The organism is Pseudoalteromonas sp. SG45-5, assembly GCF_014164085.1.
Taxonomy (GTDB): Bacteria; Pseudomonadota; Gammaproteobacteria; order Enterobacterales; family Alteromonadaceae; genus Pseudoalteromonas; species Pseudoalteromonas aliena.
In genome coordinates this window covers 1-26,395 of record NZ_JACJEM010000008.1, presented here as the reverse complement: position 1 = coordinate 26,395, position 26,395 = coordinate 1, and the positions used below count along the sequence as shown (strand labels likewise).

At 38.9% G+C, this 26,395-nt stretch carries 19 protein-coding genes; 6 read left to right on the top strand and 13 right to left on the bottom strand.

Going from position 1 to position 26,395, the window contains the following annotated elements:
* Positions 1 to 73: 73 nt before the first annotated feature.
* Both H5119_RS03620 and H5119_RS03615 read left to right on the top strand, forming a co-directional pair.
* Positions 74 to 2,797 carry an insulinase family protein gene (locus tag H5119_RS03620; protein WP_182701254.1) on the top strand — a complete coding sequence of 908 codons (2,724 nt, stop codon included), beginning with the start codon at positions 74 to 76 and terminating at the stop codon, positions 2,795 to 2,797.
* Between the two features lie 54 nt (positions 2,798 to 2,851).
* Positions 2,852 to 5,110, top strand: a complete 2,259-nt coding sequence (locus tag H5119_RS03615) for a bifunctional diguanylate cyclase/phosphodiesterase (RefSeq protein ID WP_182701253.1) — start codon at positions 2,852 to 2,854, stop codon at positions 5,108 to 5,110.
* Here H5119_RS03615 and H5119_RS03610 read toward each other — a convergent pair.
* The 12 genes from H5119_RS03610 to H5119_RS03555 form a co-directional block, all read right to left on the bottom strand.
* Positions 5,107 to 5,301 carry a hypothetical protein gene (locus H5119_RS03610; protein ID WP_138586238.1) on the bottom strand — a complete coding sequence of 65 codons (195 nt, stop codon included), beginning with the start codon at positions 5,299 to 5,301 and terminating at the stop codon, positions 5,107 to 5,109. The genes H5119_RS03615 and H5119_RS03610 overlap by 4 nt on opposite strands.
* Before the next feature lie 332 nt (positions 5,302 to 5,633).
* Positions 5,634 to 6,206: an elongation factor P-like protein YeiP gene (gene yeiP, locus H5119_RS03605; protein ID WP_077538539.1), complete on the bottom strand. Its 573-nt coding sequence runs from the start codon at positions 6,204 to 6,206 to the stop codon at positions 5,634 to 5,636.
* Between the two features lie 146 nt (positions 6,207 to 6,352).
* Complete coding sequence (locus H5119_RS03600; RefSeq protein WP_182701252.1) at positions 6,353 to 14,689, bottom strand: Ig-like domain-containing protein; 8,337 nt, start codon at positions 14,687 to 14,689, stop codon at positions 6,353 to 6,355.
* Positions 14,690 to 14,694: 5 nt separating this feature from the next.
* The gene (locus tag H5119_RS03595; protein WP_237070460.1) at positions 14,695 to 15,843 is read right to left on the bottom strand and encodes a TIGR03032 family protein; all 1,149 of its coding nucleotides are present in this window, start codon (positions 15,841 to 15,843) and stop codon (positions 14,695 to 14,697) included.
* Between the two features lie 44 nt (positions 15,844 to 15,887).
* A complete protein-coding gene (locus tag H5119_RS03590; RefSeq protein WP_182701251.1) occupies positions 15,888 to 17,081 on the bottom strand; it encodes a S8/S53 family peptidase in 1,194 nt (397 codons plus the stop codon).
* A 122-nt stretch (positions 17,082 to 17,203) separates the two neighbouring features.
* The gene (locus H5119_RS03585) at positions 17,204 to 17,740 is read right to left on the bottom strand and encodes a phage tail protein (protein ID WP_077538545.1); all 537 of its coding nucleotides are present in this window, start codon (positions 17,738 to 17,740) and stop codon (positions 17,204 to 17,206) included.
* 12 nt (positions 17,741 to 17,752) lie between these two features.
* Entirely contained in the window at positions 17,753 to 18,283 is a 531-nt protein-coding gene (locus H5119_RS03580; protein WP_182701250.1) for a phage tail protein, read from the bottom strand.
* Between the two features lie 14 nt (positions 18,284 to 18,297).
* A complete protein-coding gene (locus tag H5119_RS03575) occupies positions 18,298 to 18,843 on the bottom strand; it encodes a phage tail protein (RefSeq protein WP_182701249.1) in 546 nt (181 codons plus the stop codon).
* 58 nt (positions 18,844 to 18,901) lie between these two features.
* On the bottom strand, positions 18,902 to 19,183 hold the full coding sequence (locus tag H5119_RS03570) for a DUF6916 family protein (protein ID WP_182701248.1): 282 nt from the start codon (positions 19,181 to 19,183) through the stop codon (positions 18,902 to 18,904).
* Positions 19,184 to 19,212: 29 nt separating this feature from the next.
* A complete protein-coding gene (locus H5119_RS03565; protein ID WP_182701247.1) occupies positions 19,213 to 19,722 on the bottom strand; it encodes a GNAT family N-acetyltransferase in 510 nt (169 codons plus the stop codon).
* A 14-nt stretch (positions 19,723 to 19,736) separates the two neighbouring features.
* A complete protein-coding gene (locus tag H5119_RS03560; RefSeq protein WP_182701246.1) occupies positions 19,737 to 20,402 on the bottom strand; it encodes an aspartyl/asparaginyl beta-hydroxylase domain-containing protein in 666 nt (221 codons plus the stop codon).
* Between the two features lie 505 nt (positions 20,403 to 20,907).
* The gene (locus H5119_RS03555; protein WP_182701245.1) at positions 20,908 to 21,966 is read right to left on the bottom strand and encodes a phytanoyl-CoA dioxygenase family protein; all 1,059 of its coding nucleotides are present in this window, start codon (positions 21,964 to 21,966) and stop codon (positions 20,908 to 20,910) included.
* 137 nt (positions 21,967 to 22,103) lie between these two features.
* Between H5119_RS03555 and H5119_RS03550 the strand changes: the two genes are divergently transcribed.
* The 4 genes from H5119_RS03550 (at position 22,104) to H5119_RS03535 (ending at position 25,618) form a co-directional block, all read left to right on the top strand.
* Positions 22,104 to 23,375, top strand: coding sequence for a class I SAM-dependent methyltransferase (locus tag H5119_RS03550; protein ID WP_182701244.1), 1,272 nt, complete (start codon positions 22,104 to 22,106; stop codon positions 23,373 to 23,375).
* On the top strand, positions 23,372 to 23,917 hold the full coding sequence (locus H5119_RS03545; protein ID WP_182701243.1) for a hypothetical protein: 546 nt from the start codon (positions 23,372 to 23,374) through the stop codon (positions 23,915 to 23,917). Before H5119_RS03550 ends, H5119_RS03545 begins: the two co-directional genes overlap by 4 nt.
* 18 nt (positions 23,918 to 23,935) lie before the next feature.
* Entirely contained in the window at positions 23,936 to 24,733 is a 798-nt protein-coding gene (locus tag H5119_RS03540; protein WP_182701242.1) for a hypothetical protein, read from the top strand.
* A 498-nt stretch (positions 24,734 to 25,231) separates the two neighbouring features.
* Positions 25,232 to 25,618, top strand: coding sequence for an MmcQ/YjbR family DNA-binding protein (locus H5119_RS03535; protein WP_077538566.1), 387 nt, complete (start codon positions 25,232 to 25,234; stop codon positions 25,616 to 25,618).
* Positions 25,619 to 25,659: 41 nt separating this feature from the next.
* On the opposite strand, the gene H5119_RS03530 is transcribed toward H5119_RS03535, so the two are convergent.
* Complete coding sequence (locus tag H5119_RS03530; RefSeq protein ID WP_182701241.1) at positions 25,660 to 26,169, bottom strand: GNAT family N-acetyltransferase; 510 nt, start codon at positions 26,167 to 26,169, stop codon at positions 25,660 to 25,662.
* Positions 26,170 to 26,395 lie beyond the last annotated feature (226 nt).

Genomic DNA, 26,395 nt, shown 5'->3' with positions numbered 1-26,395 from the left:
TTTAGCATTATTTCGCTACCCTGAAGCTATCATCTGTTGTTAACAAGTAAACGTTTCGTTTCAGGAGCATCATTTGAATATCAGTCGCAATGATAACAGAGCATACCGTGCCTTTACACTGGACAATGGTCTAAAAGTACTCTTAGTGCAAGATAAAGATTCAACTAAAGCCGCTGCATCTATGGCTGTTAATGCTGGCCACTTTGATGACCCTGTTGATAGGCAAGGCCTTGCACACTTTTTAGAACATATGGTTTTTTTAGGCACCGATCAATTTCCTGAATCAGGTAGTTTTAATAACTTTGTGTCTCAGGCTGGTGGAAACACAAATGCATGGACTGGAACGGAACACACTTGCTATTTTTTTGATATAAACAATCAAGAATTTAAACGTGCACTGCAGCAATTTAGTCGCTTTTTTATTGCTCCACTACTCAGCCCCGCAGAAACAGAAAAAGAACGTAATGCGATTGAAGCAGAATTTAAATTAAAAATAAAAGATGATGGTCGCCGCATTTACCAAGCGCACAAAGAAACAGTAAACCCTGCTCATCCCTTTGCTAAATTTTCAGTCGGTAATTTACAAACGCTTGCAGATAGAGAGCGCTGTATAAGTGATGAACTACGTGATTTTTTTAATACTTTTTATCAAGCACAGTGGATGACCTTAGTTATTTGCGCCAACGAAGAACTCGATACGCTGCAAGACTGGACTAACACGTATTTCAATCAAGTAAATGGTCATAAAAATCTTAAAAAGCCAGCTATCAATGAGCCGCTATATCGTAAGCAAGACATAGGTAAAATACTCCATATTGAGCCGCACAAGCACATGCAAAAATTGATTGTAAGCTTTGCGATGCCAAACATTGACGATTTTTATCGCCATAAAACAGTGAGCTTTATTGCCCATTTACTGGGCTATGAAGGAGCAGGATCGCTTTACTCTATTTTAAAAGAGCAAGGCTGGATAAATGCACTTTCTGCCGGAGGGGGAATTAACGGCAGTAACTTCAAAGATTTTAATATAAGCATGGCGCTAACCGACGAAGGCATTGAGTACTTTGAAGACATTATTGAAATGGTCTTTGAGTATATTTGCTTAATAAATACCAATACAGATAAGTTACCTCGCCTTTATCAAGATAAAAAAAATCTATTACAAATAGCTTTCGATAACCAAGAAAAGTCTCGCTTGATTGACTGGGTCAGTAATTTAAGTATTAACATGCAGCATTACGACGAATGTAACTATGTTCAAGGTGACTATTTAATGGAAGGCTTTAAAAGAGCGACCCATGAAATGGCCATGCAATGGTTAACGCCAAATAATATGCGTGTTGTTCTAATACACCCTGATGTGGAGCCTGAGCATAAAACAGCATGGTATAACACACCTTATAAAGTAGAAAAAGTATCATCCAGCTGGCTCGACGCGCTCAGTGATATAAATGAACCCCTTAATGAAATGCTATTACCGACCGCAAACCCTTACTTAACCAAAGAAGTGGTATTGTTTGATATTGAAAAACCACAAACTCAGCCAAAATTGCTTGTGAAAGAAACCGGCTTTGACTTTTGGTTTAAGCAAGACAATACATTTAGAGTCGCTAAAGGTCATTTCTATTTAGCGATGGATTCCGACTTTGCAGTTAAAGACGTAAAGCACATGGCACTGACTCGCTTATTTACTGATTTATTTATGGATAGCGTAGGCGAGCAGTTTTATCCAGCAGAACTTGCTGGACTTAGTTACCACCTAACCTCGCATCAAGGTGGGTTAACCCTTCACACTGCAGGCCTTTCTTCTAGCCAGTTAGAATTAGTCGATCAACTCATTGATGCCCTTTTTAATGTCGAAATTTGTGCAAAGCGCTTCGCTGAATATAAAAAACAACTAGTTAGGCACTGGCGTAACAGTAACCAAAATAAACCTGTTAGTGAGTTATTTAGCATTTTAGGTGCCAAAGTAATGCCTTGGAATCCGCAACCAGAAGACCTTGCATCTGCATTAAAAAACACAAGTTTTCAGCAATTTAAGGAGTTTAGGCGGGACTTTTTTAAAGCGCTTCATGTTGAGTCATTTTTACACGGTAATTGGCAGCAAGACGATGCTATTGCATTTCAGAAAAAAGTCGCTGCCCATTTAAAAAATGCTACAACCATTGATGATTTAAGACGCCCACTATTTGAAATCAAAAAAGTGACGCGTTACGAGCTAGAACTACCATGTAACGACCATGCAATGGTTATTTATTATCAGGCCCAAACAAGTAGCGTAACGGAAAAAATAAAGATGATGGCACTCAATCATCTAATAAACCAAGACTACTTTAACGAACTGCGCACCACACAGCAATTAGGCTATTTAGTAGGTGCGGGTTATGCTCCTTTTAATACCAGAGCTGGTATTGCCTTTTATATACAATCACCCACGTTTGATACCAAGACACTTATCCACAGGCATAACTGTTTTATTAGCCAATACTTAAATACTATTGATAAAATTGATGAACATATTTGGCAGCAACAAAAACATGGTTTAACAACCCATATTGCTGAAAAGGATAAGAATTTACGCCTACGTTCGCAGCGCCTTTGGCTTGCTATAGGCAATAGAGATCATGAGTTTAATATGCAACAGAAGCTACTGAAGGCATTAAATGCTCTCACCCTTGAAGACATAAAAAAATATGCTGTTCAACTTTTTGATGAAGATAGGCCAAGGTATGAACTTTTAAGTTCTGCAAAGGTGAGTAAATCACAAAATATGCCAATTTATTCTCATTCTCTTTGACTATTGGTCAAGCTTGATTTAAGTTATCGTTTGTAAATTATAAGTAATAAAAAAATGATAAAAACAATAACTATAAGACTCAGTTTGTCACTTGTATTACTTGCTTACTCATTTGAGCTTTGTGCCTTCGAGTCATCATTTAATTACAATTCAGATACAATACTATTTTTAGCAAGCGCAATTATTGCGTTTGCTTTGCCCTATTTACTGTTTAATATTTTTAAGCTCCGACGCTCGCGTCAAGAGCTTTGTCTCTCGCAAAAACGCCTAAAAAGCACGGTAGAAGGCAGTGGCGATACGCTATGGGATTGGAATATAAAAACGGGTGAAGTTATCCGTATTAATGATAAATATTTGATGAATTCAACCACATTACTTGGATTCCCCCCAAATAAAAGCCTAATTCATCCCCTTGATGTTGCCAATGTTGAACTTCTCCTTAAAAAGCATTTTGCTGAACAAACCGTTTTTTTTGAAGCAACGTACCGCATTAAAGATACTTTTGGTCGTTGGCACTGGGTACTCGATCGTGGCAAAATAATCGAAAAAGACGCTAACCTATCTCCACTTAGGATGACTGGCACTGTTCGCGATATATCACAGTTAAAGTCGACTGAGGAGCGTTTAAATTTATTTGCTAAATGTGTAGAGTCACTAACCGATGCATTAGCAATTTATGACAAAAATTTTAAGTTAGTTGATATTAACCCTAGCTTTTTAACGCTTTTTGGTGGCCAGCGTGAGCAATACCTTAAAAAAGATTTTAACTTACCTGGGTATGAGCAAAGCTATATCAATAACATTATTGAAATTGTCCGCGAAACCGATCATATTCAACAAGAAGTTAAATTGCGCAATAGTGAGCGTGTTTTACTTCCTATTGAGATTTCAATTGATGAAATTAAAAACGATCAAAATCAAATCACTAATTACGTTGTTGTTTATTCAGATTTAACTGAGCGTAAAAAAGCAGAGTCGCAGCTGCATAACTTATCAAATCGCGATCGCACTACCAGCCTACCTAATCGCAACTTATTTTTTACTGATTTACACAAGCTGGTTAAGCTACATTCGCACCATGCGTTATTAGTATTTGATTTAGATAACTTTAAAAAAATAAATGATTCGTTAGGCCATCAATTAGGTGACAGTTTACTTGCAAAGCTGGCTATGCGCTTAAATAAGCTAACCCGTGAGAATGATGTATTTTATCGTTTAGGCGGTGATGAATTTGCCTTAGTCATGTCGGACACTAACGATATTCATATGATCACGCGTATGGCCAAGCAATTTTTAGCTGCCATTGCGACACCGTTTAAAATGGCAGGCCACGAACTTGTTATCACCTCAAGCGTCGGTATTGTGCTGTTCCCCGAAGATGGGAATACACCTGAGTTATTATTAAAAAATGCTGACACTGCTATGTATCATGCGAAAAAGAAAGGTAATAGCTATTTATTTTTTAACGATACGATGAACCGCCAAGCAGTTAAACGTCTGCAAATAGAAAACTTAATGCGTTTTGGTTTAAAAGAAGATCATTTTGAGGTGTATTATCAACCAAAAATGAATATCCGGACCGGTAAGCTAACGGGCATGGAAGCATTAGTACGTTTTATTACTCCCAAAAAAGGGATTATTAGTCCTGGTGTATTTATACCGATTGCAGAAGAAACAGGACAAATAATAGAAATAGGAGAAGTCGTATTAAATAAAGCCTGTAGAGACGTTAAAGAATGGCTCGATAGCGGTTTATTTAACGGCAGAGTTGCCGTTAATTTATCTGCAAAACAATTTAGCTTACCGGACTTAACATCACGTATTGATGTTATTTTGCAAAAAAACGAATTACCTTCATACTTTTTAGAGCTTGAAATAACCGAAGGTACGGTGATGGATGATCCTAAAGAAGCGATTTCCATTATGCGTTCGTTAAGTGCACGCGGTATTCATTTAGCAATGGACGACTTTGGCACAGGCTATTCATCGTTAGCGTATTTAAAACAATTTCCTCTTAACACGCTCAAAGTTGATAAAGCATTTATAGACGATATGAAAAATGAGCGTGGCCGAAATATGGTCGACTCAATAGTGACTATTGCGCATAACCTTGATTTACATGTTGTTGCTGAAGGTGTTGAACAAGCCGATCAAATAGAAATACTTAAAACACTAAACTGCGAAACAGTCCAAGGGTTTTATTACTCTAAACCTTTATCAAAAGCTGAATTTACTGCGTTTTTAAAACAACAACAAAGTAAAGCAGCACCAAGCTTAATTAGAGAAGAAAAGGTTGTAGCGGCAATAAGTTAAGAGTTCCAAATACATGCATTTTGACCAGTATGGCGGATCAGCGCCCGTCGATAGTGCAGATTAAATAAACACCATGCAGCAGGCCCCAATAAACCGCCTAAAAATACCCAGCGCTTTACTGGCATGCCTTTTTTGATCGCTTCTAAATACATAACAGCTATAAATACGCAGCTTAAAAAAACAAAAAACAAACCTACTCCTAATACCAATCTGCTTATATATGGGGTCTATTTAACATTAAGAAAATTACGCTAGAACTAGGCAAAAATTTTAGTATCTAGTTGTTCTAAATAAAAATTTTTAACGACCTTATAGTGCAATTTAATTCGTTAAATTGATCAAAGATTTATGCAGCTTGGTATAACACCACTTAAAAATAAGGCGAGCATTTTAACGTCTATTTGACCAAATTTAAAGCAATAAACTCATGACATAAAAAAGCCGAGATAATAAAACCTCGGCTATTAAAACTACAATCTATAGCTTATATCAATATTGTTAAAAACATGTTCACTTAAGTGAGCTACTTTTCAGCACGGCCCATAAATTTATGCTCAACGGTATTAATACGGATACGGTCACCTGTTGAAATATGCTCTGGAACCGAAATATTTAGGCCAGTAGACATACGTGCAGGCTTAGAGCGAGCACTGGCAGAGGCACCTTTAATAGAAGGGTCAGTCTCTTCAACGACCAGTTCAACACTTGAAGGAAGATCGAGCCCTACAGGTGCGCCATCAATCACAATCACATGTACACCTTGTGTTTCTTCATTAACAAACTGAATCTCTTCAGCTATCGCGTCTTTGTTTAAGTTATATGGCGTGTAATCTTCATTATCCATGAATACATACTCGTCGCCATCAACGTAAGAAAGCATCACCTCACGGCGTGTTAAATCGGCAAGCGTTAACATATCACTGTCTTTAAATGTTTCGTCAACTTTACTGCCCGTTACTACGTCGTATAAACGCATACGGTATAAGCTGCCACCAGCACGGCCTTGTGGAACAGAACGTACAATATCTTTTACAACTAAAACTCGGCCATTAAAATCAATGGCAGTACCCTTTTTAACATCACTCGCCTTTGGCATTGGTGAATTCCTATTATTTTTTTGATTGCGAGAAACATACCACGAACTGAGGAATCTTCAATAGAAACAAAACAACTTAGTGATACTTTTTAAAAATATGTGGTTCAGCGCCGCTAATAGCGGCGCTGATCACACTACGCATCAACTTAAAAGCGTACTTTTATTCCTGCTGATAACTCACTTACATCATTTTTTGATACTTTATAATAAGTATACTTTAGTAATAATTCAGTCTGCTTATAAACCGAATAACCTAAAGCGGCACCTATATAAGGTTTCGTAGCGTGTTCTTTATACTCTAAGCGAGCTCCATCCGTGGTGCTACTTTGTATTTTATATTGATGACGATAAGCGCCTAAAAATACCTTTGTGCTTAAAGATTCAGCAAGCATATGTCGGTAGCCTACTTCAGCTGCCACCCCTTTTGGTAATACCGGTACAAAGCGTGAATAATCTTGATGTAATTTGTCTGCATCCACTTTTACTGTTTGGGCAGTTAAATCGGCTCGACCTTCACCTAAATCAATATATCTTATAGCGACTTCCCAATTGGGTGACAGGTCATAATAAGCGCCAATTGACCAGCTAGTATCGGTATCATCAATAGAAACTAAATTAGCCTTGTTGTCTTTAGTTACTAAAGAATGCTTTGCTTTAGACTCACCTAGCGTGGCCTCAAACGACCATGTATCAGCCATTGCACTGGTGCTAATTAAACAACTGGTCGTTACTATTGCAAAGCTTGGAAACATTGACCTTCTACGACTAATAACAAGTACTGAAATCAGTAATAAACCCAAACCTCCCATGCTTCCTCCTGATGACTTATTATTGATGGCCACTGATTTAACAGCGCTAACCGTCACTTTTACTTGTGCTGTAGATTTTGCACCTTTGCTATCTTTTATTGTGTAATCAATAATATCAACACCGTCAAAGCCGCTTTTGGGTGCGTATTGTAAAGTGCCGTTAATGTTAATTGTTACTGTGCCCTGAGCCGCAACGGCATTAACAACAAATAATTCATCACCATCAATATCTGAATCATTACGGAGTACATCTATTTCTATCGATGTGTTATCTGTGGTTGTTGCCGAATCAAAAACAGCTGTTGGTGCATTATTTATAACTAAGTTAACTTTAACTTGGCTGTTTGATGTGCCCCCTTTGCCATCACTAATACTATATTCAATAATCGCAACACCAACAAATCCAGCTGGTGGGATGTACAGTAACTGCTCATCGACAATACTTACATCACCAAAATCAGCCGTCGCGCCGCTTAAAGTAAGTTTATCGCCGTCTATATCTGTATCATTTTTTAATACATCAATAGTCGTTGATTCCCCTACACCAATTGTTATCTCATCTTGATTAGCCTCTGGAAGCTGATTCGATGTGCGAACAATTGCAACACCACCAGGGTCGACTATTGAGCGATTCGCTTTGCCATCGTCATCATTAGGGCCACCATCAACAATTTGTAATTGCACACACCAAGCGCCTTCAGTAAGCCCTTGCGCCCACTCACTGCTTCTTGGTGGAGGACAATAGCCAGGTTCACCCGCTGTAGAGAGTAATTGGTTGTCACCTGATGTATCAAAATCAATCCACTGTCCCTCTTTTAATTTTCTGTAAACAGAGTTTTGTGAGATTGGTTTTCTTTGCGGTATTACTATGCTGTAAGTATCTCCAGCATTAGGTAAACCTGTTGCGATAAAATCAAATAGTCCGCCTGTATTTACCGCGCCTTCATCTTCAGGTAATTCACTATCAAGCAACTGAACACCGCCCGTTGCATTTTGTGAAACTGTAACCCCTTTTCTAACGCAAACGCCCGGCTCGCCTTCTACTAAGAACTTATCACTGTCTTTAACTTGTTCTTGCATGACATTACATTCACTGATTGCATCTAAATAATCAGGAATGCCATCACCGTCACTATCACCGTAACCTTCTTGTGCATCTGGGATAAGGTCACCATCGGAATCTTCCTGCCCTAGCGCCTCAAGTGAGGTTAATACTTCAACGTAAACATCTTTTGTTGTTGAGAGACTTGGCTCGCCAGAGTCTTGCGCTGTTACCGTTACTTTATAAATACCAGGAGTTAGTGATTGTGTTGAAAAAACAAATTCGTTTTCATTTGCGCTTGTATTAAGGAGTTTATTATCCTCTGATACCCACTTTAACGTTACGTTATCGTTCGGATTTGCATCCTGAGCAACAGCTTTAATCGTGACAAGATCATTACCTATGGTAACAAGTGATCTTTGTTGAGAACCTTGTGTAATACTTGCGCTAATAGTAGGTGCTACATTGTTTTCAACAATAGTGATTGTTGCTGAAGACTTCGCACCTAGATTTAGTGTATTTGCCAATGTAATTACAACGGTTTCATTGCCTTCCGTTTCGGAGTCTGCATATGTTGTAAAATTAACTTGTCCCTGCATGCCACTGTTAATCACTAACTCTGACGATACTAAATCATGATCAGAGCTATCAGCAGTACCCGATACTTCATAGGCAATAGTCACTGGATAACTTGGTGCTTCACCATTTAAAAACACATTAAAGCTATGTGTTTTATTCTCAGCTATTTCGCTATTTTTACTAAGCGAAATAAGCGGACTCACGTTTACATTTTGCGTTGCGATTGCTTCAAGCCCGCTGCTGTCTACAGCTTTCCAGTAAACTAAATGCTTACCTGGCGCATACAACAAACTTGGGTTAACTAATGAAACCGCTAATTTATTACCTTCGCTATCCGTTGCCGAAGGGACACCTAACTTGACCTTAGTAAACAACCCTTTTGCATTAACATCAATATCAGTCGGCGTTTCGATCGTTGGCACATTGTCTGCTTGATTATTCAACGTTAATGTTGCTGTTGTTCTACTCGTTTCTTTATCAGGGTCTTCAATCAAATAGTTAATTTGAATAGCCCCTTTAGTGCTTGCCTGAGCCTGATAAATCAGCGTTCCATTTTCAATTCGCACCGACCCCACGCTTGCATTGGCGCTAACAATAACTAATTCATCGTCATCAACATCTGTATCATTAACTAGCACATCAAGTGGGTAGCTATTATCAGCGTTGCTATTTAATGAATAACTATCTGAATTGGCAATTGGTGCATCATTAATAGAAGCTACCGTAAAGTTCACTGTAGCAATAGCAGATTTTTCCTTTGTATCATCTGCAAGATAATTAAAACTATCAGGGCCAAAATAATTTGCATTAGGTGTATACGTGAATGTATTGGCTTGTTTGGTTAATGTACCAAATTGAGGCTGCGACACAGCGCTAATTGTCAACGTATCTGAGTCCACATCCGTAATATCAGGGGAAAAACTGATATTAGAATCTTCATCAAGCTCTAAACTTAAATTCGACGCAACCGGAGCACTATTTGTTGATACCACTTCTAAATTGAAAGGTGGCAAGCTTGCTTGCTCGCTACCGTTACTCACAGAAATGGCGATATTAGGATAAAGCCCTATGTTAGTTTTAGCAGGAGTACCGAATAAATTACCTGTTGCAGTATTAAAACTCGCCCAACTTGGCTTATTAGCAATACTAAACGTCAGTGCTTTATTTTGTGGATCCGTTGCTGTTGGTGTAAAGCTATAAGCCTCACCTTGGTTTACTTTTGTTACTGGTGCGCCACTGATTTCAGGGTTAGTTGGTTTAGGCGCTTCAGTTACGGTAATAGCAAATGATTTTTTGAAGGTCGCAGCACTATCGTTTGTTTGTATACAAACAGTGTAAATACCCAGTGGCAATGCTGTTTTTGTTTCTAACGTACTGCCATTGATTTGGAAAGAACTATTACCTGTACTTGCAGTACAGCTTCCCGCAGCCAATGACGTTGATGAAACTAACGAGTAAGTATGACTGCTCGAATCAGCATCAGTTGTGCTTAATATTCCAACATCAGCCCCCGCACCAACAATTGATTCACTAATCGTAGAACTTGAAAGGTTGATATCAGTAGGTGCATTATTTTCACCCACGACGCTAACTGTAGAGGATCCAAAACTGCCAATTGCTCTATCAGCGCCAGCATTAGCTGTGCCGCCGCTGTCTTTTATTGATGTAAGTGTAACAACTCTATTATCGGTGGTTGGCGATTCACTGGTGTTTTTATATTGTAAAAACGGCACATAGTTTTGCCACACAGCTGCTGAATCTGATGCGCTAACCGTTACCGTTGCCGTTGAACCACTTAACGTGACCACGTAGCTAAAATTAACGGCTCCCGAATACGTGCCCGATGCATTATGTTCTAAGTTAATAAGATCTGCGCCAAATTGAAGAAACTCATGACCCGTATCTTTTACATTAGTTACTGTTAGTGATATTTGTTCAACATTTTGCCCACTTTCAATAGTACTAATTGAAGCTGAAGAGAAAATCCCAACTGCTGAGCCATTTTCTGTAAAGGTTGGATTAGCCCCCACTGCTGATACTGTAGGCGCGTCGTTAACCGAGGTAATAGTAACTGACGCCTGATTAGTACCTGTGCTATCTACGACTCCATCATTAAAGGTATAGTCAAGCACAGTTGCATTTAGAGGAATATCTGAGTTATTGGCGTAGGTAATTGCTTGCGCAACAGAATCTACGATTGCAGAAGTAGCATTGCTATTAAATGTTAGCGTTAAAGTGCCTGCCGAGTTTGTGGTAACAGTCCCTATATTATTAGCATTGTAACTAAATGTATTGCCTTCAGTTAACGTCCCTAATAGCCCCGAATGACCAAATCGATCTTCGGCACTTGCACCGCCGCGTCGTCGAATAGTTAAGCTGGCATTGTTGTAATCCCCTGCGCTGCTGTTAAGTGCATCAAGCTCAGCATCTGCAATTGTCATATCGCTATCAATGGTCACTGCACTGAAACCTTCGATATACGTTGCACCGCCGTTAAGCGAGCTAAATGTAGGTGCTGAGTTTGCTGAAACAAATGTAATGAGCGTGTCAGAGCCGCTATCAGCAACCGTAAAAGCTAAATCATTGCCAGGCGCATTAGTAAGTGAAAGAGTAAGTTCAGAAATATTAAAATCGGTGGCGTTGGTATCTACTTCTAATGTACTCGTGCCATTAAAACGCACGTTACTGGCTGAAAGCCCTGTGATACCAGTGATAGTAATACGATCGCCTGCGGCTAAATCGGTAATTGTATCTCCTGATAATTGAGATGAGCTACCTACAAAATTATCATTACCTGCGTTACCTGTTAACGTATCTGTACCAGCGCCTGGGCGTAAAGTATCAGCGCCTGTACCGCCTTTAAGTACATCATCACCATTAAAATCTGATGAGGTCATTGTTAAAATGTCGGCGCTAAATGCACTTGCATCTAGCGTCACTGCAGCTGTAATAGCACTGCCACTAGCATTAGAAAAAGATACAACGCCAGCATCCGTATTAAAATTATCGGTTAAGGTGATAGTCGTGTTGCTATTAGTGCCGATTGCCAGGTTTTCAATACCCGATACGGTAGTGCCAGTAAAATTAAAGGCGCCACCATCCATCAGTTTTAGCGTATCAGCGCCAGCAGAGCCTGTAATGGCAGTATTAAAATCATTAATATTATTAACATCAATTGCTACTGTTGCTGCAGAGGCTAAGCTTAATGTACCAATATTAAAGAATGAGCCAGAAGTCACGTCAGCACCGTCAGTGACACTCACCTTATCTGCAGCATTTAGATCTGAGGTTAATGAACCACTAAACCCAGCGCCACCAAGTGCAAAGGTCATTGCTGTATTACTAGATCTATCTATTATATTTTGAGTTGCAGAGACTATCGTAATTGTTCTACTGTTTGAAGAATCATCAAATACGTTGTAAGTTTCAACATCACTGAAAGTAGAAAAATCACCATCGCTATAAACATCGATTGTTTCAGAACCTATTGCAGATATAGTACCTGTAAAACCTGCATGTTGCGAACGCGTTATTGAAACCCTTGCACCACTGCTAAGTGTTAGGTTTTCAATATTGGAAACTGTTGCAGCGGTAATATCTCCCGTATTACTGATAGATAGCGTATCGTTAACGCTTGCTTCACCTGTTATTGTGCCAGTAAACGTTAATCCACTGACATCAAACGTATTTGCGTCGGTTGTTGATACGCTTGTTACATTAACAGACGAAGAACCTAACGTAATTGTTCGTGTATTTGTTGAATCATCACCAACGTTAAACGCTTCAATATTGCTAAGTGTTGTAAAGTTACCATCACCCGAAACCGTAATCGTTTCAGCGCCAGACGCTGTAATAGTGCCTGTAAATGTACTCACTTGCGCTGCAGATAAAGCCACCGATGAGTTTGTTGCAAGGGTTAAGTTTTCAAAACTAGACACTGTAGCACTTGTGGTGTCGGCACCTGTTGCCATACTTAATGTATCGGTACCACCATTTGCATTGAGTGTACCTGTAACCGTTAAACCTGCAATATTTACCGTATCATTGCCCGTGCTGCCTGTTATATTTTGTGAGCTATTTGATAAGGTAATTGTGTTTGCACTACCGAGCACATACGTTTCAATATCATTCGCAGCAATTAAACTATTAGTTGCGTCTGAAATGGTAATTTGATCAGTGCCTGAGCCTATAATTGTAGTAAACGCGTTATGCTGCGCTACTTTCATAGTCAGAGATCCACCGCCGCTCAAATTAAGTGTTTCAAAGTTTGAGATTGTCGCAGCGGCTATACTTGCACCATCGATAAGTAGAAGTGTATCAGTACCATCCCCACCATCGAGGGTTCCTCTATACGCAAAGTTAGAAATATCGACTGAATCAGCTAAATTACTGCCTGTAACAGACTGGTCTCTGTCTACAAGCGTTAATGCCGTGGGTGTATTTAAAACGTATGTTACGATCGTACTATTTGCCGTTAAATTTGCATCGCCCCCACTGCCTGCTGTAATCGTAAAGACAGGAGCCCCGCTCCCCGAAATCGTTGTAAATTGCTCATGCTGCGCTTCAGTTAGCGTTAAAGTAGCGCTGCTAGGCACTGATAATGTTTCAAAACCCGTTAACGTGGTAAAGCCCGTTAAATCGGATCCAGTCGGAACGTGAATGGTATCTGTACCAGTACCACCATCAGCCACTGAACCTGTAATATGTGATGGATTGCTTATCGTTAATGTTTCGTTGTCACTACTAAACGTAATTGCCGGATTTAAATTTGTACCATCTAAGGTACTAAAACCCGCCGCTGTAGAACTAGCCGCTGTAAGGTTAGCCACTGAAATTGTCGCTGTACGGCTGATACTGTTTTCAGTGCCATCATTGATAACAACTGACACGGTCCGCGAAGTTGTGTTGGGCGACGAACTGGTATTGTTATACGTGATTGCTTTAAGGAAAGTGGCAACTTCAGACGTTGTTGCTGTTGCACCTGTAATAGAAATTGTATCTTGTAGACTAATATCAGATGCACCACTAATACCCCCGAGTGCATTTTGCGCACTGGCAGATACATTAAGACCTTCAAACAATCCGTCTTGATCATTTGTTAATGCAACGGTTATTGTTGTTATTGTGTCGCCATCACTATCCTCTGCACTAGCATCGGGCGCAATCACGGGAGCAGGGCTGCCTTCAGTAAACGCCGAAAAACTCCCTGTACCTGGAATCCCACCATTTAAATCAATAACAGGAGCTGAGTTTGTAGAAGTACCTGTGGCACTCAAAGACACATTATACATACTCTCATTTGCATCAGTGTTACTAATTCTTAAATTACCCGATATCCCACCAACCGTTGTCGTTTGTACAGTAACAAGTATCGTACATTGCATACCTGAGCTTAATGTTTGACCATTCGTAGCACATGTACCGCCTGTAATTGAAAAGTCGCTACTGCCACTTGTTATAGAAACAGCCGTAGTCGTTAAATTACCAGTGCCTTCATTTTTTACCGTAAAGGTTTTTGTTGTAGTTGCTACTCCATCTGCTGCAACACTGCCAAAATCTTCACTTACAGTTGTCGATCCACTTTCTTCAACATCTATTTCTGGAGATGACCCACAAGCACCAACACTGCCACCTCTCAAGGTACAGCTAGAAGAACTTACAGTGGTACATGCTCCGCCAGGTAGTGTACAGTTTGCACTTGCAAACACCTTTCTTATTAGTAAGTCACTTTTTACCTGTGTATTATCGCCCGTAACAATACTTACTTTTTGTTCATTAGTTTCGAGTAACCCCTGCTCTTTTAAAAAGTTTAATGTATTATTTATATCTGAGTTTACTAAGTGTGATTGTGCTTTTTCCCCTCGACTAAATGCCGAAAAGGGATTTTTTGACTCTACATCAACAACTATTTCACCCTCTGTTTCTAATGCTGATTTTTTTGAAAATTGTTTTAAATCTACAGCTTCAGTTACTGTTTCTGCATAAGCTCCGCTAGCAATTACTGCAGAGATTGCAACTCCTAAAAAAGTTTTATTTAAGCTCAAATGTTTCATAATACTTACCCTCGACAAAATTCAAAAATATGGCTAGACAACGCGTCTGAGCTTTGAAATAGCTCTGGCTTTATGCTATTCGGTACAACCGCAATATCGTAAATTTGCTTTACTTCACCCGAAAAAGTTAAATTACCAATCACCTCACCTGTACTTACATTCACTAACCATACTGCGCATTCACTTTGCCCATCCAATAATCTGGGGTTTGCTTTGAAACGAATATGCTCTTCTGACTTACGTAATGTACTCGTACCGACAAGCATCAAGTCACCAAAAAACGTCATCCCTCTTGTAAAGCCTTGCAACTCACATAAAACTCGACTAGTACCTAATTTTGGATCGTACACATGAATATCGCCATCTCCAGATGCACAATAATACACTTTACCTGCGTGGCACCTTGGCGAATGCGGCATTGAGATACCTGATTTGATAACCTTATTTTCAACGACATCAATAAGCACACCTTTCTCTCCTAGTTCTTCGCGCCAGCCCTCCGCTGTATCGGATTCACTAAAGGCCGTAGCATAACGAGGCACGCCATCTAACAACGCCATACCATTTAAATGGCATCTATTTTCTGGTTTCAGATCTGAAATAAACGACGGCACCCAAGCCGCGACAAAACTATGGTCAGGGCTTAACTTACTTAAACAAGAGAACATCGAGTTAACTACCCACAAGCCATCATTACCCCAACAGATATCATGGATGTTAATCATACCGGTTGATAAAGTCGCTCTTTCAATAAACAAACTGTCGGCTGCCTTTACACTTTGGACTTGTTCATCCCACTCTTCACGGAACTTGGCTATATCTCGCAGTTCATTATCTTGTAATTTTTTTGGTAACTCTTCATAACTATCAAGGTCGCCATTAATAACGTCTGCATAACCATTTGGTGTTCTTTGAAAGTCGATTACTTGATTTAGTGTTCCAAGCGTGATCCTATTTTCGTCTGCATAAAGCCCCATAGGTCTTGGAAATGCTTTTAGTTTTGTTTCAAGCTTGTTATCACTGGAGCGTACTAAAATGACACGTTGTGATTGATAACTTGTCACAATCAGCGATATTCCCAACTGAGCCAATATTTTGGGGAAATTGTCACTATGCGTGCTACTAAAATCTAACTGTTCCGTTTCAGAACTCATTAATCTCACTACCTTTTAATCTAATCAAAATTATACTCTTTATATTATTTTTTCTTAATTTTATGAGCTGCATGAATATTTTCAACCATTGTTAATTTTGTTAACGGGTGTTCAACTCCGCATGCTTTTAGCTGTGCTACAACACCTGAGATAATAGCGGCCGATGACGAGGTCCCGCCAAAATTTGCATACCCGTTCCGTGACGTTGATGCAATTGAATAAGGAGCGTAATAATCAACACATTCTCCATAATTAGAAAACGATGTAACCTCTCCATTTTTATTTATTGATCCTACCACAACCACTGAGTCCAATGCAGACAATTGATTGATTTTACAAGCTTCTTCACCAGAGTTACCCGCAGAAACAACAATAGTAGGTGCATTAGATGCTGAAGCTATATCCTCAATAACCAGTGACGTAATACTAGATAAAAACGGTAAAACCCAACTACAATTGATAACATCCGCTTTCATCAACTTAGCGACCTGAAATGCCAATATTAAAGAAGATGTCCATGTCGAAACTTGCCTTATAGCAATTATTTCACTGGTCGGTGCAATGCCGTCAACCCCTACATTATCTTGCTTTGCAGCGATAACTCCAACAACGCGTGTGCCATGGTAATCAATTGGATTTTTAGAACTGGCTGCCAATGTTTGTTTATCAGGGTCATATTCTAACAATACTGTTAAATCATCAAACTCTGGGTGAGTAAAGTCAAAGCCATCATCAATAATTGCAACCCGAACGGTATTCTTTGGTTTATCGCATAAAGGAGTATTTTTTGACACAAGCACGCTGCTAGTCTGCGTGCTTGTTCCTGACGTAACTAACCTTGTGACAGGTGCAATATCAGGTTCGATTTCTAACACATCTTGATGTTTACTTAACGCTAAATAAACATCAAAAAAATATTCGGATCTAGGTGTTACCCAGTAAACCAATCCATTCCCTATATTAGCGATGACTTGGACTTGTTTTATTTCATCATGTAGCCCTGAAATTTCATCGACTGATAGCAAAGAGAGTATTATTATTTTTTTATTAAATGCGTACTTTTTCCCTGCATCATCAATCAAAAAATCACTGTCATACTTGGCAAATACAACACTACCCTTAGAGCTTTTAAATTGTAGCTTGTCTAAACTCGCCTGAGCATATACATCTATTGCAAATAAGCACCCTATTATAATGAAATAACTAAAAATAATACGCCAATTAAGGTATTTCAACATATGTAAATAACAACCAACAGAGCTCTTTCAAACAACATATAGCTTAATTCCTGCACAAACATAATCGTTTTTTCATCATATGTAGAATACAGATTGCAAACTAAAATCTGTATTCTCACACATCAATTTCTTGGTGGATAAATCCCGTCCAATGCAATACAAAAGTTTAGCGCTAAGCTAGGTTGCATATTTTCATGCCGCTGACTTCTCCCAGACTGCGCTAAACTGCTGCTACTCATAGCACTTGTATTACTATCCAGTGGCGCAGTATATCTCAGTGCACCGCCTGAAGAGGCAACGTCAATTGCAAGTTGATTATCACTTGGTTGGTCAGTATTACCAGCTTGAAATACGCCTGAAATAACGTGGTCATGCTTAGGCAGCTGTATGGGAGCCAACGCTACTTGGCTAACACCACCAAAGGTAGAAAATGGCCGAGTCGTTAGTCCTATCCCTGATCCCGCGTGCATTGGTGCTCTGCCTTGTAAATCAGGGACTCCAAATGTTGTTCGTCCATCGCCACCGAAATTAGTTCCCAGCAAACTAAATAGCGCTGTAGATTGTGAAATACTGAGTATTTGCCCTGCGCATTTAGCCCAAGACCTAGGACTATACGTAAGACCAAATATTCTAATTTCAGCCATAAATGGTTCAGCCATAATATTTCTCCTTTAATTTCTTGATGGGAAGAGGCCGTTGAGGCAAATAATAAAATGTATAGCTAAATAAGGCATCATATTAGTATGCGGCTTATTAGCCCCCACGGTTTCAACTGCTGCGTCATTTAGTTGCTGTATATCTCCCGTGACGGCGCCTGATATATAAGTTGACTCTGTTAGAGGGCTTCCCGCCAAGACATTATCAATGGCTGTAGATGTAGTTGCACGATTACTATTCGCTTGCAAGCTATGGGTGTGTGCTGGCATCTGCAGTGGTAGAAGCGTCACATTTTCTACGCCACCCAGATGCGCTATAGGGTAAGGTTGTAACCCTGGGCCTTGCCCAAAGTGTACGGGTACACGCCCTCTTAAATCAGGCAGCATAAATGACGAGCGCCCATCACCGCCATATTGTGCGCCAATCAATGCAAATAACGCTTGGTTTTGACTTATTGAAAAAGTAGACCCACTACAAAATGCCCATTGCTGAGGTGAAAATGTAGTAGCAATCATTTTTATTTCACCGATAAATGATTCAGACATGCTAATTTCCTTTTTTAATTTCTAGCTGGAAAAGTACCTTCCAGTGCAATACAAAAATTAAGTACTAGTAAAGGTTGAAGATTAGTATGTGGCGACCCACTCCCGCTACTACTAACAACATCCTGAGCAAGTTCTGTTAAATCTAACGATGAACCGTATACGAAAGGTTCAGCTGAGGTACCCTTATTATCCTTTGATTCAGAAAATATACGATCTGTAAACGCGGGGCTATTAGCGGCTATACTAGCCGTAGCTTTTAATGCATGCGTATGCGCTGGCATTTCATCTAACGTTAACCTAACCGTTTCCTCCCCTGAACTCACTCCTGCATAAAAAGGACGGTTTTCAGTGCTCAAAACCCCACTACCGATAGGCGTGCGCCCCCGTAAGTCCGGTAACTTAAAATCACTTGTTCCGTTACCACCAAACTGAGTCCCTAATAGAGTATACAGTGCCCCATTCTGTGAGATTGCGATAACTCCACCATTACAGAATGCCCAGTATCTTGGGGCAAAATCAAACGCAAATGGTCGTATTTCAGATATAAACGGATCAGCCATATAAATCTCCCTACTCACTTTTATTAAACGAATAATTTAGTCTATTAGACACGAAGTACTATTTTTGTGTCGTGATGTATATCTCATACTCTGTTTCGCTATTTGGTGATAGAAACAGCTCTGTATCACTAAATGCATCGTGTGTGAGTCGATATATGCCCTGTTCTAAAGGTTCATCTGCAGAGCCTTTAAGCAAAACACGAAATGCATCCCATTGTTCCCCATTAAGTTTTGTTCTATCAACTGATGACACCCTTAACTCTACTTCACCATCTTGACCAGCAACTTTAACAATTGATCCTTGTGCTCTTTCAACATTTTCAAACGTAAACTTTTCCATATTCAACTCCTGTGTTTAGCTTCGCTTAGTCACACACCACTCATTAATTTCACTGGATGTGGGTACCACGCCATAAATTCATATGGTGGGCTAATTGATTCAACTTGAAACCCTAAACGCGCATACAACTGCTTAGCAGCAAAATTACACTGCTCAACTACAAGTGTTAAAGGTGCACCAGATTGTAGTGCAGCACTTTGAAACGATTGGATTATTGCTGAGCCAAAACCATGCCCTCTCGCACTTGGTAAAAAGCCAATATCGACGATTCGAATTTCATTTGGGCCAAAATCAATTGTTGCTTTACCTATCGCCTCATGATGCTTTTCAATAACGAAGTACATTGCGTTAGGAAATTTTTCACCATACCCTTGTGTTTGTGCTTTAAATTGCATTTCTACAATTGACTCAACAAAGTCTTTTTCTGCGTCAATTAACTGTAAATCTTGACGCATCGTATTATGTAGCTTTTCTAAGAAAGGTTTATCTGCTGCATTTGACGGTCTTATATTTAGGCCTTTTGGAATATTAAGTTTCATTATCTCTTATCTCCTTAGCTTACTTTTTTACAGCAATATGCTTTGTCTTTAGATTCCATTATTAAACTCAATAGCCATTCATTAACATTGCAATCTATTACAAGGTTGATTCTTGGTGTATCGCCGGTATTTATTACAGAATGTTCCGCATCCGCATTTATATACCAACAGCTATTCGGACTCATTGGAACTTCTAAACAATCTACTAAAAACTCAACTTGTTCGCATGTCTCTAAAGAAATATGGATACGTGCTTGAGCAGATAGCTCAATACTCAGCCCAAAGTCTCTGTGAGGTTTAATCAAAGAGTTGGGGGAAAGGCGCATAAGCCGTGCAGATAAAATATCACATTTAAATTGTGACAATAATTCACTAATAGAAGGTAAATATTTAAGGTGATCGCCATCGATAAAATCTGAGCTAGATTCAATTGCGAAAGATTGCAGAATCACATGCCTATCAGCATGCTCAACAGGGACTCTTAAAGGTAATACGTCCCAACCGCCCTGATAACATTGGGTGTTAACATGTTCAACCCATTCCAATTTTTTTGCTACAACTAAATCGACTGCCACCTTTTTTATATCATAAAAAATATCAAGCTGGGCAAATGAAATGACTGGTAAGACTATATTTTCATCGACATTAACAACTTCAGAAATAACTATGCCATCATTCATTATTAATTCCCAAATAAGGCGAATGAACGAAAAAGCATTTAATCTTAAGATAAAGTGTGTATAGGGTCGGTATGAGATCGATTTCTATAATTCTACTGTTACAGCCGGTTAATCTATTTTCACTTGCTATCACAGCTCTAGCACGTGACTCTAATTGTGTTTTAAATAAAAACTTTAAATAATTAATTATTGGTTTTGTGCGCCATAAACATTTTGTAAGCTGTGGACTATGTTTTTTCATATTTAAACATTCCTTTGAGCTTTTATTGCAATATAAAATTCTGTCATTAATTAACACTACATTCAGACAACATAATAGTCCATAAGATATAGAGTGCAATTTTTAGTTCTATTATTTTTAATAATCACTAACTTGCGTAAAACACTAAAAACCAATCAACTTATTGTTAACAAACTATCTATAAGTGTGGCACAAGTTAAAGATAAAAAATATTACACTTTATTACACGGCATTGTTTATTACTCATAGCGAGTCTTTAGCTACTTACTTTAATGGGGCCATGTTTATATATTGTACAATACGAGGTCTACTTCCCTTATTTGGACAACTACCGTGCGGTAATGTATGTCGCCAAACAATTAAGCTACCTGCTTTTGCCGCTAATGGAGTGCTGTGGCATTTATCGAAATTAAAAGAGTGTGGATTAGTATTTTTAGGTAAGTTAGCTAGCCAGTTATCTATTTTTTTATGAAAGCCAGGTACACAACTAAACGCACCTTGCTCAGCGGCAACGTCAGTAAGGTACAACAACCCTTGCGTTGCAAAGGTGAGTGGTTTATTAAAGTTTATATCCCAGTGAATATTTGGCCCAGGAAACTGCCAACTTTCTGTCTGCGGTGGATTAAAACCAAGTCTGTCAGTGCTTACTATTAAGTTTTCTCTTCCCCAAAGTTGCTCAAAAACATCTCGAACTTGAGGAAGAGAGCGTATAACTTGCATGGTTATATCATTAAATATTTGTACCATAACCCCCTGTTTAAGCGCATGACAGCTATACCATGAAGCGGGGTTGTTTTTATCCATTTTCAAACGTTCATAAAGCATATTACAAATGTCTTCACATAATTTTTTTGGCACCAACGCTGGAATAATAACATAACCATTATCATCCCAGCTTTGCCACTGCAGTGGCGTTAAAATACAGTAACGAGGTGTCTCTACTGATGCTGTTTCATTTTTTATGTCTGTTTCCTCAAAAAATGAAACAATGTTTTTATTAAGCTGATTTCTTTTTGCGTTTGAAATAACTCTGCCATGCACTTTTTTTACCCAATTTTCAAATTCGAAAAAACTATCACTCGCAAAAATAGACTCTATAGTCGGTGTGAGCCCTAAGCCTAAAGTGTCCATTATCATGACATCAAGCGACCATTCGTCTTCTATTATTTTTTTATCCGCACAGCCTTGTTTTTGTAACTGTACTTTGTGCCACATTCGCTTTAATTGAAATAGACCTAAGCCTCCAGTTTCTTTATAACAAGGAAGTGTGCTCTGCGTTATTGTGTGCGGAGGTGGCACTTTTGCTATCAACTCATTTTGCATAATAACTCCTTTTCCTTACCTGATTTCAGGCAAGTAAAACACCTTAAATTGATTTATTAACACAAGCTAAACTTAATTAGAATAGAGTGCTATATTATTGCAAGCAACAATTGTTGTAGATAAATACAGGGAGCGATATGGATACTGAGTTACTGAATAGATACCGTAATGCGGTTACACATTTGCTAAATGAGCCAGGTGATGCTGGGTTGATGAAGCCTTTTATCAACGATTTAAAAAATTACTTAGGGAATATTACGTCTATATCAACTGATTTAGATATGAATGACTGGAATGATGAAAATACATCCCAAGGCGTTGCAATTTCTCCCGTACAAGCAGCTAAATGCATAGAAGAAACTCTTCGTACGCAAATATTTATGCAAGGTGTTAAACTCGCTATTGAAGAACGCTTAAAAGCAACGACTGATGATATTCATGTTCTTTATGCCGGTACAGGCCCTTATGGCACGTTACTTATTCCTTACTTAAGTCTTGCCACAAACCCACGTATAAAAGTCACTCTCATTGACATTCATCCAGAAAACATCAGTGCAATTAAAAAGCTAGTAAAGCACTTTTCAATCACCCAAAACATTGTTGCAATCACGTGTGATGACGCAACGCGTTGGCAAGCACCAGACTCCCAGCAATTTGACATTATTATTTCTGAAACCATGACGGCTCTTTTAAAGCGAGAACCCCAAGTTTTTATTTTTGCTCATTTATGTCAATACCTGAGTGATTCTGGCACCCTGATCCCACAAGAAATTTCTTTAAAGGCATGGCTAACACCTTTTAAATCTTTAATACCTACAGAAGATAAACCGAGCATTGACATACTCTTAAAAGAGTTTTATTGCTTAAATATCGACGAAGCTAAGCGTTTAAATACGGGAGATACATCCGCCTTTAAAGGCAGTATGCTGCTCCCAAATGGCGTTGAAATTAATTACAGACTAAAACTAACAACCGATATTCAAATATACAAACATCTTAAATTGACCGAAAACCAATGTAGTTTGAATATACCTCTTATTTTTTTACCTCATGATGCGCAGCTTCGTGGCGGTGAAGCTATTCATTATGAATATATAATGCCCAAAAGCGCAGACTTTATATTTACATTTCCAATAAAAAACACTGTGAAAACAGAAGCCGATTTAGCCTTATTTAGCGACCTGACGCGTTTAGGATTGCCTGGTGTAAAGCGTATGTTTGAGCGTGCACAAGCAGCTAAATCCGATCACCCTTTTAGTATTGCCGATGATGAATGGGCATTATGGACAGAGCTATTAGATACATTAACGCTGCCGTACCATGAAACAACGGTAGCACTTTATCAAAGCCAAAGTATTGAAGAATTTGAACATTGGCTAGTCACTAACAGTAATCTCAAATCATTATGACTATTAGCACTAAACACAATACAGATAAGCAGTTAACTGAGGTTGAAAATATTTTAGCCTTTCTTACTGATATAGGTATAAACCACCGGTATGAAACGTTACACGAAAAGACTTTTTTACCTGGTCTTAAAATAGAACAAGGCACTTTATTACTTGATTTAGAAAAATTGTTATATCCAGGTGATATTCTTCATGAAGCAGGTCATATTGCAGTTACCTCAGAAACGACAAGAACGTGTTTAACAGGAGATATGAAAAACCATGATCACCAAGCGGCCGAAGAAATGACCGCAATAGCTTGGTCGTGGGCTGCAGCTTGCTATTTAAATATCGCCCCGAATATTCTATTTCATGAACAGGGTTATAAAGGGGCATCTGATAACTTAATCGAGGCCTTTACCAACAGCACGGGTTTTGGTTACCCTCTTTTATATTCATGGTTTATGTGTGAACAGCCAGATCACCCTAACGGTTATCCAAACATGTTAAGGTGGCTAAGAAATGACGCCTATACACAAACCCAGTTAAGCAAATTACAATAACGATTTTGGGAAATATACGTGCTTGATAATAACTTCACACCACAACAGCTAACAATGATCTGCAACGATCTGGCACAACTAAGGTTAGTCGTCGATTTAAAACTTGCACCTAAAATACCTTACTTTGCCAATAAGCCATATCCGATAGGACGTTGCAGAGAAATTCGCGATGAAATGTTTGCATTATTACAAGCACAATTACCACACACAGATAAGCTCGGGCTCAGTTTATTAAAAGAACATATTCACCAAGGTACTGATTTAAAAAAGGCGTGGGGATCGCTACGAGATGAGTACTTTCAAAACGCGCTCATACTTGGACCTTGGTATATCGATGTTGCCAATGATACGGTGAACGCGAATAAACCTAGGGTTGAAATTCTGCCTCTTGCAACATCTAAATTTACGACAATTGAAAGTTTTACTCAATTTATAAAAATAGCGCATCCATACTGGCAAGTTGAAATATACAAAAACAATGTATGCCCAGCGTTGGCACCTTATATGCCATTACTTTGCGTAGGCACTAATGGCGCTAGTTGGCTAGCCGCTGCTAACGATGACATGCTTAATGTGGCAATTAATAGTAATTTTGAAGAATCTAAACTCATTTTAAATGCTTTACCAAACCCACCCCCCTCTATTGTAAAGCGCTGGAAAGAGACGTTACTGCAATTCACCACTGAAGCTTATTTAACACACGAAGGCGATCCCATAGAATATTGTCGTCTTTATAGCCACAATACAACGAGGCCCAATCTCACTCAACGTGACGCCGCTGTAATTGCTTATACATCGCTACCGAAAACTGTCTAGCTCTATAGCGTTAGCTTGGTTACTTTTTCGTATTTATAGGGTTTTTCTTTGTGTCAATGCTAGGGCGTGTTGACCTTTCGTGATTGATTTTGCAGCAGACTGTTTGGTATTTAGGCAAGGCAGAGCCTGTGTAGTGTGGTTGTTCCCCATAAATAGGCGATAACGCAGTATAAATGCCAAACATGCGCTGCCCTTTGGGTTCTTCCTAGGGACGATTAACTCTTTGTTACTCGGCTTTGACTTATTCTTACAGGGATGTAAGCCATTAGAGTAACGCAGGAGCAGTTACCGAGCCCACTAGGTTACAAACCTCGCGCCGCGATTTAATCGCCCCTAGATTGAACAAATTTCAATCCACAAAGGTCAATACGCCCTAATAACTTCCACGACTTCAGTGTATTAATGAAGAAAAAATGAGTACAAATAATATTTCGTATCACAAAACTAATAAAATAATGCTATGGTATGTGTATCGAGTATGACTTCAAGGAATGGATCATGGACCAAATAAGAGTACATGAGTATTTAATTAAAAAGCCACTTGTTCAAGTTACAAAACCATTTGCTCAAGAGGTTGACGTTTATAAAGTGAATCATAAAATGTTTGCCACCCTTGCCGTTGGCAACGATGGCGAAACGAATGACAATGGAGACCCTATTTGGTGGCTTAATTTAAAATGTGATCCCGATGAAGCACTTTCATTACGTGACATTTTTCCTGCGGTGATCCCAGGCTATCACATGAACAAACGCTTATGGAATACGGTTATTTTAGATGGCTCAATTCCTCAAGGTGAAATTGAACGTATGATTGATAATTCGTTTGATTTAGTTGTGCAGAATATGCCGGAGAAAGATCGCAACGCAATCGCAATCCATTTATAAAATTAAACGGGCTAGTTGCATACTAGCCCATTTAATTTTGATTATATATTAAGCGTATAAATAAGGTCGTCATATAATTTATTAGCAATTGTGTGTGCTTGCAAAATTGTATCAGTCAATGTGAGTCCGCATTTACTTAATACATTTTCTGATCCTACATTTCCCCGAGTTACCACGGCTTTAAACTGTTTAATACCACACGCTTTTTGTGCCCATTCAATGACTGCTTTTAACGACTCTGTTGCATACCCTTTAGCGAAGTATTTTGGCAAGAATAAATACCCTAGCTCCGCAGTTGTTCCATCATAGGTAAAACCAGTAACACCTATCACTTCCTGCGTTTCATTATTTATAACAACAAAACATAACGGATGGCGCGAATTTGAATCCCACGTCGGTAAGCGTTGCTCAAATCGATGCTTCACAAATGCGTCTTTTGGCTTATCAAAACAATATAAAAGCACGTCAGGCTCTTGATGAAGCTCTAAAAAAAGAGGCCAATCAGCTTGCGTGATTTGCCGCATACTGAGTCTTTCTGTAAATAACTGCATATATTTCCTTTTATGTTAATCGGCTTAAATATGGGGTCTATTTAGCGACGTTATGGGGTGATTTAATGCGATAGAATGATCATGTTTTTAATAAAATTTGTATTATACCAATCTGCTTATATATGGGGTCTATTTAACGTTAAGAAAATTACGCTAGAACTAGGCAAAAATTTTTGTATCTAGTTGTTCTAAATAAAAAATTTTTAACGACGTTATAGTGCAATTT

What these genes read in the sequence shown, in the direction of transcription:
- H5119_RS03615 (WP_182701253.1), top strand. Translation starts at nt 2,852, where the DNA reads ATGATAAAAACAATAACTATAAGACTCAGTTTGTCACTTGTATTACTT.
- yeiP (WP_077538539.1), bottom strand. Translation starts at nt 6,206, where the DNA reads ATGCCAAAGGCGAGTGATGTTAAAAAGGGTACTGCCATTGATTTTAAT.
- H5119_RS03600 (WP_182701252.1), bottom strand. Translation starts at nt 14,689, where the DNA reads ATGAAACATTTGAGCTTAAATAAAACTTTTTTAGGAGTTGCAATCTCT.
- H5119_RS03595 (WP_237070460.1), bottom strand. Translation starts at nt 15,843, where the DNA reads ATGAGTTCTGAAACGGAACAGTTAGATTTTAGTAGCACGCATAGTGAC.
- H5119_RS03590 (WP_182701251.1), bottom strand. Translation starts at nt 17,081, where the DNA reads ATGTTGAAATACCTTAATTGGCGTATTATTTTTAGTTATTTCATTATA.
- H5119_RS03585 (WP_077538545.1), bottom strand. Translation starts at nt 17,740, where the DNA reads ATGGCTGAACCATTTATGGCTGAAATTAGAATATTTGGTCTTACGTAT.
- H5119_RS03580 (WP_182701250.1), bottom strand. Translation starts at nt 18,283, where the DNA reads ATGTCTGAATCATTTATCGGTGAAATAAAAATGATTGCTACTACATTT.
- H5119_RS03575 (WP_182701249.1), bottom strand. Translation starts at nt 18,843, where the DNA reads ATGGCTGATCCGTTTATATCTGAAATACGACCATTTGCGTTTGATTTT.
- H5119_RS03570 (WP_182701248.1), bottom strand. Translation starts at nt 19,183, where the DNA reads ATGGAAAAGTTTACGTTTGAAAATGTTGAAAGAGCACAAGGATCAATT.
- H5119_RS03565 (WP_182701247.1), bottom strand. Translation starts at nt 19,722, where the DNA reads ATGAAACTTAATATTCCAAAAGGCCTAAATATAAGACCGTCAAATGCA.
- H5119_RS03560 (WP_182701246.1), bottom strand. Translation starts at nt 20,402, where the DNA reads ATGAATGATGGCATAGTTATTTCTGAAGTTGTTAATGTCGATGAAAAT.
- H5119_RS03555 (WP_182701245.1), bottom strand. Translation starts at nt 21,966, where the DNA reads ATGCAAAATGAGTTGATAGCAAAAGTGCCACCTCCGCACACAATAACG.
- H5119_RS03550 (WP_182701244.1), top strand. Translation starts at nt 22,104, where the DNA reads ATGGATACTGAGTTACTGAATAGATACCGTAATGCGGTTACACATTTG.
- H5119_RS03545 (WP_182701243.1), top strand. Translation starts at nt 23,372, where the DNA reads ATGACTATTAGCACTAAACACAATACAGATAAGCAGTTAACTGAGGTT.
- H5119_RS03535 (WP_077538566.1), top strand. Translation starts at nt 25,232, where the DNA reads ATGGACCAAATAAGAGTACATGAGTATTTAATTAAAAAGCCACTTGTT.
- H5119_RS03530 (WP_182701241.1), bottom strand. Translation starts at nt 26,169, where the DNA reads ATGCAGTTATTTACAGAAAGACTCAGTATGCGGCAAATCACGCAAGCT.